The 11724-nt window shown below is 35.2% G+C and carries 15 protein-coding genes; 8 read left to right on the forward strand and 7 right to left on the reverse strand.

From position 1 onward, the window contains the following. Positions 1-14: 14 nt before the first annotated feature. Positions 15-353, reverse strand: a complete 339-nt coding sequence (locus ACUN26_RS07080) for a hypothetical protein (RefSeq protein WP_001253192.1) — start codon at positions 351-353, stop codon at positions 15-17. Positions 354-710: 357 nt separating this feature from the next. Here ACUN26_RS07080 and ACUN26_RS07085 point away from each other — a divergent pair, with 357 nt between their 5' ends. The 5 genes from ACUN26_RS07085 to ACUN26_RS07105 all read left to right on the forward strand — a co-directional run bounded on the left by ACUN26_RS07085 (position 711) and on the right by ACUN26_RS07105 (position 5536). Beyond that, positions 711-1391: a class I SAM-dependent methyltransferase gene (locus ACUN26_RS07085; RefSeq protein ID WP_000714419.1), complete on the forward strand. Its 681-nt coding sequence runs from the start codon at positions 711-713 to the stop codon at positions 1389-1391. A gap of 94 nt (positions 1392-1485) precedes the next feature. After that, complete coding sequence (locus tag ACUN26_RS07090; protein ID WP_033657369.1) at positions 1486-3174, forward strand: formate--tetrahydrofolate ligase; 1689 nt, start codon at positions 1486-1488, stop codon at positions 3172-3174. 90 nt (positions 3175-3264) lie between these two features. Further along, on the forward strand, positions 3265-3792 hold the full coding sequence (locus ACUN26_RS07095) for a hypothetical protein (RefSeq protein ID WP_000460213.1): 528 nt from the start codon (positions 3265-3267) through the stop codon (positions 3790-3792). Between the two features lie 19 nt (positions 3793-3811). Beyond that, on the forward strand, positions 3812-4981 hold the full coding sequence (locus tag ACUN26_RS07100) for a DEAD/DEAH box helicase (protein WP_000588603.1): 1170 nt from the start codon (positions 3812-3814) through the stop codon (positions 4979-4981). Between the two features lie 171 nt (positions 4982-5152). After that, the gene (locus ACUN26_RS07105; protein WP_000581484.1) at positions 5153-5536 is read left to right on the forward strand and encodes a VOC family protein; all 384 of its coding nucleotides are present in this window, start codon (positions 5153-5155) and stop codon (positions 5534-5536) included. A 41-nt stretch (positions 5537-5577) separates the two neighbouring features. Here ACUN26_RS07105 and ACUN26_RS07110 read toward each other — a convergent pair whose 3' ends face one another. Next, on the reverse strand, positions 5578-6216 hold the full coding sequence (locus tag ACUN26_RS07110) for a zinc dependent phospholipase C family protein (RefSeq protein ID WP_000535613.1): 639 nt from the start codon (positions 6214-6216) through the stop codon (positions 5578-5580). 29 nt (positions 6217-6245) lie between these two features. Beyond that, positions 6246-7232 (reverse strand): quinone oxidoreductase family protein, encoded by a 987-nt coding sequence (locus ACUN26_RS07115; RefSeq protein WP_000644648.1) that lies wholly within the window; start codon positions 7230-7232, stop codon positions 6246-6248. Between the two features lie 204 nt (positions 7233-7436). Here ACUN26_RS07115 and ACUN26_RS07120 point away from each other — a divergent pair, with 204 nt between their 5' ends. After that, positions 7437-8015 (forward strand): sigma-70 family RNA polymerase sigma factor, encoded by a 579-nt coding sequence (locus tag ACUN26_RS07120; protein WP_000675626.1) that lies wholly within the window; start codon positions 7437-7439, stop codon positions 8013-8015. Then, positions 8012-8692, forward strand: coding sequence for a DUF3600 domain-containing protein (locus tag ACUN26_RS07125; protein WP_000050707.1), 681 nt, complete (start codon positions 8012-8014; stop codon positions 8690-8692). Before ACUN26_RS07120 ends, ACUN26_RS07125 begins: the two co-directional genes overlap by 4 nt. 54 nt (positions 8693-8746) lie before the next feature. Here ACUN26_RS07125 and ACUN26_RS07130 read toward each other — a convergent pair whose 3' ends face one another. From ACUN26_RS07130 to ACUN26_RS07145, 4 genes are all read right to left on the reverse strand, one after another. After that, a complete protein-coding gene (locus ACUN26_RS07130) occupies positions 8747-8992 on the reverse strand; it encodes a hypothetical protein (RefSeq protein ID WP_000277249.1) in 246 nt (81 codons plus the stop codon). Positions 8993-9141: 149 nt separating this feature from the next. Beyond that, on the reverse strand, positions 9142-9576 hold the full coding sequence (locus tag ACUN26_RS07135) for a hypothetical protein (protein WP_001174537.1): 435 nt from the start codon (positions 9574-9576) through the stop codon (positions 9142-9144). Positions 9577-9660: 84 nt separating this feature from the next. Further along, entirely contained in the window at positions 9661-10629 is a 969-nt protein-coding gene (locus ACUN26_RS07140; protein WP_000754962.1) for an MBL fold metallo-hydrolase, read from the reverse strand. 95 nt (positions 10630-10724) lie between these two features. Then, positions 10725-10934 carry a DUF3925 family protein gene (locus ACUN26_RS07145; RefSeq protein ID WP_000844989.1) on the reverse strand — a complete coding sequence of 70 codons (210 nt, stop codon included), beginning with the start codon at positions 10932-10934 and terminating at the stop codon, positions 10725-10727. Between the two features lie 224 nt (positions 10935-11158). Here ACUN26_RS07145 and bsaA point away from each other — a divergent pair, with 224 nt between their 5' ends. Further along, positions 11159-11641 carry a glutathione peroxidase gene (gene bsaA / locus ACUN26_RS07150; protein ID WP_000219426.1) on the forward strand — a complete coding sequence of 161 codons (483 nt, stop codon included), beginning with the start codon at positions 11159-11161 and terminating at the stop codon, positions 11639-11641. The last annotated feature ends 83 nt before the right edge of the window (positions 11642-11724 follow it).

The raw sequence follows: 11724 nt of genomic DNA on the forward strand, positions 1-11724 counted from the left end.
CTTGGTGTGTTTTTTTAAAACGCTGACAAAGCAAGCGGATAAAGTAAAGTAAATAAAACAGAAAAACTACCAAAACCAATTGCTGTATATCCAAGTGTTCTTGCTCCGAAATTAACAGCTAATAAACCAACTAAAATCGCAAGAGAACCAAGTGTAACTGGATAAAAAGCAATTGAGAATAACGAAAGAAATAATGCGACATAGCCTATCATTGCTCCGGTATTTGTACCTTCTATTTCATTTGCAATTTCTTTGCGCTCATGTCTAATTGGAATGCCGGCTGGAGATATTTCAGCTGCATACTCTTCGTGTTTTTCACCACTTTTAAAATGATGATTTCTCTTTCTTCGCATGTACATCCCCCTCTTTCAATTGGGTGTATCTATAGTATCTTTCAAAATGAGAAGAGCATGAGTATGAGTTAAACCCAAGTAAAGCAAAAAATGGAGAAAATAGATTTCGTTGTTATCTTACTTATCCCGCTATTTGCGGGCAGTAAAACTTCTATTTCAAAATTCGGCTAGAGTAAAGAAGTTATGTAGGAGCCGGGTTGCCTGTAAAAGCTCGATTGGTGTGGGCTAATAATCAGTGGGAACGAATAAAACCGCCACTAATTAAAGTTTCACTCTATCTCCTTATGAAGATAAACAGGGATTTTGGAAAATGATGTAGAATGAATTGAATGATAATACGTGAAGGTAGGGGAATGTATGAAGAAATTCAATTGGCATGAATCAGCAGAGAAGAAGTGGGATAGTAGTGCGGAATATTGGAATAAAAATAGTCAGGAAATGTGGGATAGCGGGAGCAGGAGTACAATTATTCCATTTTTTGAACAGTACGTGGAGAAAGAAGCTCAAGTGTTAGATGTTGGCTGTGGTGATGGATACGGTACATATAAATTAAGTTGCGTTGGCTATAAAGCAGTTGGAGTAGATTTATCGGAAATTATGATTCAAAAAGGTAAAGAACGTGGGGAAGATTCAAATTTATCTTTTGTGAAAGGAGATCTTTCCACTTTACCATTTGAAAATGAACAATTTAAAGCGATTATGGCCATTAACTCTTTAGAATGGACTGAGAATCCATTACAAGCATTAAATGAAATAAAACGTGTTTTAAAGAAAGATGGATACGCATGTATTGCAATTTTAGGACCGACAGCAAAACCTCGAGAGAACAGTTATCCTCGTTTATACGGCAAAGACGTTGTTTGTAATACGATGATGCCTTGGGAATTTGAACAGTTAGCGAAAGAACAAGGTTTTGAAGCTGTAGATGGCATTGGTGTATATAAGCGCGGAGTAAATGAGAAGATGCTAGGTCAACTACCTACAGAGTTACAACAATCCTTAACATTCTTATGGGTATTTATGTTAAAAAACGTATAAAGAAATGAAAGAATTTTTAGGAGGTAAATAAGTGCAGAAAATACAAAAAACTGATACAATATCATCAGAACCAATTAAAGGGGGACTAGGGTATATGACAACTACTACAACAGTTAAATCCGATATTGAAATCGCACAAGAAGCGAGTATGAAGAAGATTCAAGAAATTGCAGCCGATTTAAATATTTTAGAAGATGAATTAGAGCCATACGGGCATTATAAAGGTAAGTTATCTCTTGATATTTTTAAGCGCTTACAGGATGAGAAAGACGGTAAAGTTGTTTTAGTAACAGCGATTAACCCAACTCCAGCTGGAGAAGGTAAATCAACAGTAACAGTTGGTTTAGGTCAAGCTTTTAATAAAATTGGTAAGAAAACAGTAATTGCACTTCGCGAACCATCTCTTGGACCAACGATGGGACTAAAAGGCGGAGCAGCAGGTGGTGGTTTTTCACAGGTTGTACCAATGGAAGACATTAACCTTCACTTTACTGGAGATATTCACGCAATTACAACTGCGAATAACGCGTTAGCGGCGTTTATTGATAATCATATCCAACAAGGAAACACACTTGGAATTGATACGCGTAAAATCGTTTGGAAACGCTGTGTTGACTTAAATGATCGTGCCCTTCGTAACGTCGTAATTGGTCTTGGTGGACCAGTTCAAGGTGTACCACGTGAAGACGGTTTTGATATTACAGTAGCATCTGAAATTATGGCCGTATTCTGTCTTGCAACGGATATTCAAGATTTAAAAGCACGTTTATCTCGCATCGTAGTTGCTTATAACTTTGCAAATCAACCTGTAACGGTTAAAGATTTAGGTGTAGAAGGTGCGTTAACATTACTACTAAAAGACGCATTAAAACCAAACTTAGTACAAACGTTAGAAAATACACCAGCTATCATTCATGGCGGACCATTTGCGAATATCGCTCACGGTTGTAACAGTGTTATCGCTACAACAATGGCAGCAAAATTAGGTGATTATGTTATTACAGAAGCTGGATTCGGCGCAGATTTAGGCGCAGAGAAGTTTTTAGATATTAAAGCTCGTGCAGCTGGCATTAAACCAGAAGCAGTTGTTATTGTTGCGACTATTCGTGCGCTTAAAATGCATGGCGGCATAGCAAAAGATCGATTAAAAGAAGAAAATGTAGATGCATTAGCAAAAGGTATGGAGAACTTACAGAAGCATGTTGAAACAATTCAAAGCTTCGGTGTACCTTTCGTAATTGCAATTAATAAATTCATTACAGATACAGATGCAGAAGTTACATACTTACAAGAATGGTGCAATGAGCGTGGCTATGCAGTATCCTTAACAGAAGTTTGGGAGAAGGGTGGCCAAGGTGGAGTTGACCTTGCTGAAAAAGTACTAAAAGAGATCGAAAAAGGTGAAAATAACTACGCGCCACTTTATGAATTAGAATTACCATTAGAAGAAAAAATTCGTACAATTGCTCAAAAAGTATATGGCGCAAAAGATATTGATTTTGCTCCGAAAGCACGTAAGCAATTAGCTCAATACGAAGGAGAAGATTGGAGTAACCTACCAATTTGTATGGCGAAAACACAATACTCTCTTTCTGACGATGCAACAAAGTTAGGTCGTCCATCTGACTTTATCGTAACAATTCGTGAATTAAAACCATCTATCGGTGCAGGGTTTATCGTTGCATTAACAGGAACAATGTTAACTATGCCAGGTCTTCCAAAACAACCAGCGGCACTGCAAATGGATGTAAATGAAGATGGAAAAGCAGTAGGTTTATTCTAAAAGGTTGTAATTCATCTCGTTTATCTGTAAACTATATATACATCAAGTGGCGCCTTTCCATCGAAAGGCGCCTGTTTTTTGGAGGAAATTATGTTTGATCCAACTGCTTTTGACAATTTAAAAGTAATCGTAGAAGGTGCTGTTTATGATTTTGACTTACATGGTGATATTCTTGTAACAGATCGAAAAGATATGATGGACCTTGCTTCATTAAGTCGTATATATCATATCTCGTTTCAGTTAACAGAACCGTTCGAACCATTAGTAGAAGCGACATTTTCATTATCTGTGGATGCAAAGAACTTGTCTGGTGAAATACTAGAAGTGCCTCAGTTTACACCAGGATGTGAAATGAAGTTAGCATTTTCATTCCCGATAGAACAGCCAGAAGGAGTATGCGAAGAAATTGAAACTTTCATGCGTTCTATATGGGGAAAAGAAAGAATGATTATGCAAAAAGTTTCATACGAATATAATAAGCAAGCGATTTCATATCATAATAAGGTAGAGGTTCTATTTCAAAAAGCGATTACAGAAGACCATGTTGATGATTTAATAGCTGTTATTTCACACATGATAGAAACGGTGCGAACAATACAGCATTTTCTTCAAAAATAGAGATAAAGGAGAAAAACAAATGATAAAAGATATGCAACCATTTTTACAACAAGCTTGGGAGAAGGCTGGTTTTAAAGAATTAACTGAAATTCAAAAACAAGCGATTCCAACTATTTTAGAAGGACAAGACGTTATAGCTGAATCTCCAACTGGAACAGGAAAAACATTAGCGTACTTATTACCACTTTTACATAAAATTAATCCTGAAGTAAAACAGCCACAAGTTGTTATTTTAGCTCCAACGCGTGAACTTGTCATGCAAATTCATGAAGAGGTTCAAAAATTTACAGCAGGAACTGATATTTCAGGTGCATCTTTAATTGGTGGTGCAGATATTAAGCGCCAAGTGGAAAAATTGAAGAAACACCCGAAAGTAATTGTTGGTTCACCAGGACGTATTTTAGAATTAATTCGTATGAAAAAGCTAAAGATGCATGAAGTGAAAACGATTGTATTTGATGAGTTCGATCAAATAGTGAAACAAAAGATGATGGGTGCTGCACAGGATGTAATTAAATCAACGATGCGCGATCGTCAATTAGTATTCTTCTCAGCGACAATGACAAAAGCAGCAGAAGATGCAGCACGTGATTTAGCAGTTGAACCACAATTAGTACGTGTAACACGTGCAGAGTCAAAAAGCTTAGTTGAGCATACGTATATCATTTGTGAGCGACGCGAAAAAAATGATTACGTAAGAAGAATTATGCATATGGGCGATGTAAAAGCAGTTGCTTTCTTAAATGACCCATTCCGTTTAGATGAAATTACTCAGAAATTGAAATTCCGTAAAATGAAAGCAGCAGCTCTTCATGCAGAGGCAAGTAAGCAAGAACGTGAAGCGACGATGCGTGCTTTCCGCGGCGGAAAATTAGAAATTCTACTTGCTACTGATATTGCAGCACGTGGAATAGATATTGATGATTTAACACATGTAATTCATTTAGAGTTACCTGACACTGTAGACCAATACATTCACCGCTCAGGACGTACTGGACGTATGGGCAAAGAAGGAACGGTCGTGTCTCTTGTAACAGAACAAGAAGAGCGTAAATTACTTCAATTTGCGAAAAAATTAGGTATTGTGTTTACGAAGCAAGAAATGTTCAACGGATCATTTGTAGAAACGAAACCGAAAGCACCGAAGAAAAAGAAACCAGCATTTACTGGGAAGAAAAAGCCTAGATAAATAATGGGAAAGACGTAACTATTTGTAGTTACGTCTTATTTTGTTCATTGGTAAAGTAGTGAACGAGTAAGTCGATAAATTTTGTAAAGAAGTACATATCAACTCAAAAGGAATAACAATAGCACTTGTAGAAACCTACATAGAATATAAAAACCATTAGGAGGAATACAAATGATTCATAAAGTCGGACAAATTATGTTATATGTAAATAATCAAGATGAGGCAGTAAATTTTTGGACGGAAAAGGTAGGGTTTCATGTAGTAGCAGAGGAAGATAACAAGCAAGGGATGAGATGGATTGAAATCGCTCCAACTCAAGATGCAGAAACGAGTATCATACTACATAATAAAGAAGTTATTTCGAAAATGAGCCCAGAATTGAATCTTGGTACACCATCCTTAATGTTCTTCTCAGAAAATCTTGATCAATTATATACAGATTTAACAAATAAAAATGTTACAGTTGGCGAAATGGTAACTATGCCTTCTGGTAAAGTGTTTAACTTTGCTGATAGTGAAGGGAATTATTTTGCGGTTATGGAAAAGAACAAATAATGATGTTATGGAAAAATCCCCCTCGTATAAAATGAGGGGGATTAAATATTTGAAGTGGACTTTTTATTCGACAGTTGTTCGATATAAAAAGCGCCTTTCTCAATAGCGGTTTCAATATAACCGACAATTTGATTAAACGTGAACACCTGTAATTCTTCATGCAAATGTTGCTCTGGATACAACATATCTTCAAAAAGGTATGTTCGAAAAGCTAAAACATTTCCTTTAGAAACTTCTGCGATATCCACAATGTGAGCCTCTTGATTAAGAAGAGAGAATAGCTGTTGTTCTTTTTCGTAATGATGAAGCAACTTTGCATTTAACAATTTAAAATCGTTATAGTACATAGGTGCGATAGTTTCGTCATTTTCTATTCTATTTTTTAGCCAAGGTAGAAAAAAGCCTTGTAGCCAATTATCGTCGGCAATGAGGTGGGTGTAATAGCCTAAAATAAATGGGGAATCTATATGTGCTTCATATTTATGAATAAATGAATCATAATCTATTCTTCTCGTATAGTTCTTCGTTGTACCGGCATAAAAATGTGAGGTGCCTTTTTCTTTTTTTGAATGAACAGCATCAGGGGCTACAGCTCCAAGTAAGAAAGAAGTTTTATCTTGAATACATAATTTCTCAGCAATACCGTTAGCGATAATCACATGCATAATTCTTGATCCCATGAATGCCACCTCTGTTTCAAGTATTCATTTCAGGAAGGGGACTGAACGTTTAGTATTACTTTCCCTGTACTTTTTCTACTTTCGACCCATTCATGTGCTTTCCCTGCATCTATAAAGGGAAAAGATTTTGTAGCCTTAATTTGCAAACTTCCATCACGTAAATAACGGAAAACTTCATTTGCAGTTTCTTGGAGTAATTCAGGACGTTTTTTCCGTGTAGTGCCGAAGCTGAATCCGAGTATAGAACGGCAACTTGCGTGTAAGTCTTTCGTTTTGAAATTGCCAATTTCACCGCTCGCATTGCCGAAATGAACGAGGCGTCCGTAATAAGCAAGACATTTTAAACTACTTTCCGAAACCGTTCCAGAAATAGAATCTAAAATTACATCAACCCCTTGGCCATTTGTCAGCTCATTGACCTTCTCTACAAAATCTTCATCTTGATGACATATAACATAATCAGCTCCAGCGTCTAAAGCAATTTCTTTTTTTGCTTCACTTCCGACAGTACCGATAACTTTTTCAGCCCCTAATAGTTTTGCAAGTTGAATAGCAGTAGTGCCAATTCCGCCAGCAGCTGCATGAATGAGTACAGATTCACCTTGTTGAAGCCTAGCAACATTTGCGAGTAAATTATAGCTTGTAAAAGATATGATAGGGCAAGCGGCTGCAGTTTGGAAATTAACTTCATCAGGTAAAACGAAAGTAAGATTTTCATTTGCAACAATATATTCTGCGTAAGATCCATTTTGAGGAAAAGCAATGACACGCTGTCCAGGATGAATATTTTTAACTTGAGAACCGACTCGTTCTACAATACCGGTGGCATCTATCCCTGGAATAAAAGGGAATGTCTTATTTCCTTTTTTGCCATAACGTGATTTAATATCGGCAAAATTAACACTAGTAGCAACAACACGAATTAACACCTGATTGTCTGAAATAGTCGGCATATCAACATCAGTATATTTCATCACTTCCGGACCACCGAACGACGTTACAACGATAGCTTTCATCATATATCCTCCTAAATTTGACTATATAAATCATTTTAAAGCGTCATTAGAAATTGGAAAATTATATAATAGTTATGCAAGGTTATAAGTGAAGCTTATGAACTCAGGGAATCATTATATTAATTTATATAAAAAACTTTAAAAAATCGAACGAAATATGAATTACTTGCCAATATAAAGTGTAAGACAAAGGGGGGATGGTATATGAAAGGTGAAACAGTGTGTACAGATTTAATTCAATTAACTTTATCAGGAAATAAAGAAGCGTATAGCGAGTTGTATGATGTAACGATTCAAGAAGTATATAAGACAGCACATTTTTTACTAGACGATAAAACAGATGTAGATGATGTCGTTCAAGAAGTATACATACAACTATATGAATCGCTTCGTAAGTATGATAGCGAGAAGCCATTTCGTCCTTGGCTAATTGGACTCGCGATTAAACAAATTCACTCTTATAGAAGAAAGAGGTGGATGCGACTACGAATTGTAAAAAAAGCAGAAGAGCAAAGAAAACCAGTACAAATTGATTTTTCTAACGATCTGGTAAGTAAAATATCAAACCAAGAACTAATCGAACTTATTCATAAATTACCGTATAAATTGAAACAAGTTATTATCTTAAGATATTTACACGATTATTCACAAGAAGAAGTAGCACAAATATTACATATTCCAATTGGTACTGTGAAATCTAGAATTCACGCGGCATTAAAAAAACTACGTCAAAAAGAGCAAGTAGAAGAAATATTTTTAGGAGAGGTAGGGAATGTGAAATGAGTTTAGACTGTAGAGTTAGGGAAACTATACAAGAAGAAGCAAAGGGTATTGTTGCCCCGCCGGAGTTAAAAGAAAAAGTAATCGTGCAAATAACAATGAATCGCGGGGGGAGTAAAAGGAAGAAGCACCTTATTGCAGGAGTGCTTGCAGCAGCTCTTTTAATCCCGACGACTGGTTTTGCGTATCAATCTATTATGGCGGATGGTATATACGGATCTTTTGAGAATTTTAAAAAACATGCCGGAGCGATGACGTTAGAAGCGTATATACGTTTTAATGCAAAATTATCAGAAGCGAAAGATGAAATGGGTGCGAAAGAATATGAAGAGTTTACAAAAGAACTAAAGAAACTAACAAATGCAAAGCTTGCGTACGGAGATTCGAACGGTAATATTGATTATGATCAATTATCACCAGCTAAAAAAGAGGAATTGAAAAAGGTAGTAATGGAGCTTCATCCGTATTTTGATAAATTAAATGGCCATAAATCTAGTAAAGAAGTACTAACTCCTGAAGAATATGAACAATATATGGAGGCATTAATGTCACATCAAACTGTGTTAGTAAAAACGAAATCGAGTGGCGGGATAACAGTAGAAGAAGTTCCTGAGGCGTACAAAGAAAGATTTATTAAAGCCGAGCAGTTTATGGAGTATGTAGATGAAAAGGTGAGATAAGTAAAAAAGCTCAGAGTCTAAGCTCTGAGCTTTTCTTATTGAAACGTAAATTTATTAACCACCTATGCCTTTTGCTAGCAATAGGAAGTATACAACTAATAATATTACGCCATTTAATGCAGTACCAATTATTCCGAATAACCAATTTTTTGATGCGATTGCAAAAATAATACCGAGTAATGAAAGTATACTTAGAGTCACAATAATTAACGTTAAATTCGCATTAGGTCCTCTAAGGATAAAGAAAGAAAATATACTTGCGATAACCGTTAGAAAAGAGAAAGCCCCTAATTTATACATAATAAATCTCCTTGGTTAAAATGCATTTTGACATAATATACGAACAACTTTATTTTAACAGAATTCCCCTTTTCATTTATGGCGATTTTTACAAATAATAGCGCACTTATAAAAAAATGTCCTAATCAGCAACACTTAAAAATTGGTCATCAATTATATTTTTTCATATTTGCAGTATCTTTTTGTATAAAACAATCTAATAGTGAATAACCAGCTATTAAACTAATAATCGTAACAAAAGTTGTATTTATAAGAATTATATTAGCTAAATAAGGTAAGTATTCGCCAAGTGGTGAAAAGAGTAATGCAGGGGAAAAGGAAATGAATAGTGTAGGCACTGTAATAGCAATAAATTTATCCGGCTGAAAGCTCCAGTTTTGTTTACTCGTTGCGTAATTAATAGATTGAAGGAACCGTAATAAAATACCAACTATAAGAGGGAAGAGTGTAAAGTAGAATAATCTTGGATAAACGTTAAAGTTCACCTGCGCGTCTGTATCTAAATAAAATTGAATTTTTACTCCAACAAATAATAATAAGACGATAAATAATGTAAAGCAGAGGTATAGCATTACTTTTTGCATTCCATTCCACCATCCTTTACTAAAAATATATTCAAAGAAGAGATATACAATAACTACTGTTGTATATCTCTTCTTTTACTGTTATTAAATAGTGGAATTTGTTTTTTCTTGCTTCGTGAAATAATCAATAATACCCATCGCACTAATTTCTATATCTAGATGTAAAATGTTATAAACGGAATGATCGGATGGGACGTTTAATTTTGTAAGGTGAGAAGAGATTTTATCCATTAATAAAGTTTGTAATGCTTTAGTAGCCTCATCGAAATCATTATACTTTTCAAAGACCTCTTTACCAGTATGAACGAAAATAGGTAACCAATGTTCTAGTTGGTTATATACTTCTGTAACATTGGATGAAACGCCGTAATGACCGAAATAAATAGTATCTACATTCATACTTTGAATATGATTTTTAGAGGCAATCATCGCATCGGGCTGAAATTGCGAAGGGGACGTTGATGGTAAATATAACTCTACATCAAGGTCTGCAAGCTCTCTATAATAAATTCCAATTGTATCACCAGTAAAAATGCCGTTTGTTAATGAATCATGAATGCTAATATGGTGTTTTGCATGTCCAGGTGTATCATAAAATGTAAGGATGCGGTCTTCTGCAATTTTTAACGTATCATCATGTTGTACAATATGAACGCGTTCTTCTTCTATAGGAAGAATTGGATCGAAAAGTTTGTCGAAATCATCCTTGTATACAGCTTTTGCGCCTAAAATTAGTTTTGTTGGATCAATCATATGACGAGCACCGCGAGAATGCACATATAAAGTAGCATTTGGGCACTTTTCCATCATTAAACCAGCTGCCCCAGCGTGATCTAAATGAACGTGTGTTACGATAATGTTTTTTACATCGTTTAAATCAATATGTAATTGTTGTAAGCCGTCTAAAATATACGGAAGAGAAGGGGCTGCACAAGTTTCAATTAAAGTAATATCGTCACCTAATAAAACATACGTACCAGTTCGTTCATTATGTTGTAAATCAAAATCATCAATAAGATATAGGTGTGAAGATAACTGCTCTACTTTTTTCATCGTTACCACTCCTTAGTTACTGTATGTTTCTATTATACGCTAAAATAGAAAAAGGCAGAAAACGAAAGCTCGTCTTCTGCCTTTTTAAAGTGTTGTTATTTCGTTTGTTCTTTATTGATAGACATAACGAACAGTCCAACAATGCCACCAACGATTGGAAGCGTAATCTCTCCTGCTAAATTAAAGTAGGAGCTTAAGAATAAACCATTTACATCGATTACCCAACCAGTAACATACAATAACATCATATATAGTACGAAATAAAACTCGCGATTTGAAATCGTTTCAGGTTGTGCAGTTTTCATAATAAACACCATCCTTTTCTATTATAATAGAATATAAACTGTCACATTTTGTTCACAATTCAATTGTAAAACTTTCCATTCTAAAAGTCTAGTAGTTTGTGTCGAATTTTCGAACATAAATAAAGCGCTATCATTTCGGTGTGTAAGTATGTAATAGAAGCTGTATATTCACGAATGTAGTATAGTATAAACATAGAATAATAGTATAGAGAGGGGTAGGAACAATGACAGTTTATGATTTTTCAGCTAAAACAATAACAGGTGAAGATAAATCGTTAAAAGATTACGAAGGAAAAGCACTTCTTATTGTAAATGTAGCTAGTAAATGTGGATTTACACCACAGTATAAAGGATTACAAGAAGTATATGATAAATATAAAGACCAAGGACTAGAAATACTCGGTTTCCCTTGTAACCAATTTGGAGGACAAGAACCAGGTACAGAAGCGGACATTACTAGTTTTTGTGAATTAAACTACGGTGTAAACTTCCCGATGTTTGCAAAGGTTGATGTGAAAGGTGATAAGGCTCATCCTCTGTATACATACATGACAGAACAAGCGCCAGGTTTACTCGGTATGAAAGCAGTGAAATGGAATTTTACGAAGTTTTTAATTGGAAAAGATGGGAAAGTAGTAGGGCGTTTTGCGCCGCAAACGAAGCCAGTTGATTTAGAGGTTGAGATTGAGAAGGTACTTGGGGAATAATTAGGAGTTTGTTATCTTTTATTATAGTTATTAAAAAATACCTCAAAGAACAAAGTTGCTCTTTGAGGTATTTTCTTTAAACT

The sequence above is a fragment of the Bacillus sp. WC2503 genome, assembly GCF_052682895.1.

What these genes read in the sequence shown, in the direction of transcription:
- ACUN26_RS07145 (WP_000844989.1), bottom strand. Translation starts at nt 10,934, where the DNA reads ATGAAAACTGCACAACCTGAAACGATTTCAAATCGCGAGTTTTATTTC.
- ACUN26_RS07130 (WP_000277249.1), bottom strand. Translation starts at nt 8,992, where the DNA reads ATGTATAAATTAGGGGCTTTCTCTTTTCTAACGGTTATCGCAAGTATA.
- bsaA (WP_000219426.1), top strand. Translation starts at nt 11,159, where the DNA reads ATGACAGTTTATGATTTTTCAGCTAAAACAATAACAGGTGAAGATAAA.
- ACUN26_RS07100 (WP_000588603.1), top strand. Translation starts at nt 3,812, where the DNA reads ATGATAAAAGATATGCAACCATTTTTACAACAAGCTTGGGAGAAGGCT.
- ACUN26_RS07115 (WP_000644648.1), bottom strand. Translation starts at nt 7,232, where the DNA reads ATGAAAGCTATCGTTGTAACGTCGTTCGGTGGTCCGGAAGTGATGAAA.
- ACUN26_RS07135 (WP_001174537.1), bottom strand. Translation starts at nt 9,576, where the DNA reads ATGCAAAAAGTAATGCTATACCTCTGCTTTACATTATTTATCGTCTTA.
- ACUN26_RS07125 (WP_000050707.1), top strand. Translation starts at nt 8,012, where the DNA reads ATGAGTTTAGACTGTAGAGTTAGGGAAACTATACAAGAAGAAGCAAAG.
- ACUN26_RS07105 (WP_000581484.1), top strand. Translation starts at nt 5,153, where the DNA reads ATGATTCATAAAGTCGGACAAATTATGTTATATGTAAATAATCAAGAT.
- ACUN26_RS07120 (WP_000675626.1), top strand. Translation starts at nt 7,437, where the DNA reads ATGAAAGGTGAAACAGTGTGTACAGATTTAATTCAATTAACTTTATCA.
- ACUN26_RS07090 (WP_033657369.1), top strand. Translation starts at nt 1,486, where the DNA reads ATGACAACTACTACAACAGTTAAATCCGATATTGAAATCGCACAAGAA.
- ACUN26_RS07080 (WP_001253192.1), bottom strand. Translation starts at nt 353, where the DNA reads ATGCGAAGAAAGAGAAATCATCATTTTAAAAGTGGTGAAAAACACGAA.
- ACUN26_RS07140 (WP_000754962.1), bottom strand. Translation starts at nt 10,629, where the DNA reads ATGAAAAAAGTAGAGCAGTTATCTTCACACCTATATCTTATTGATGAT.
- ACUN26_RS07085 (WP_000714419.1), top strand. Translation starts at nt 711, where the DNA reads ATGAAGAAATTCAATTGGCATGAATCAGCAGAGAAGAAGTGGGATAGT.
- ACUN26_RS07095 (WP_000460213.1), top strand. Translation starts at nt 3,265, where the DNA reads ATGTTTGATCCAACTGCTTTTGACAATTTAAAAGTAATCGTAGAAGGT.
- ACUN26_RS07110 (WP_000535613.1), bottom strand. Translation starts at nt 6,216, where the DNA reads ATGGGATCAAGAATTATGCATGTGATTATCGCTAACGGTATTGCTGAG.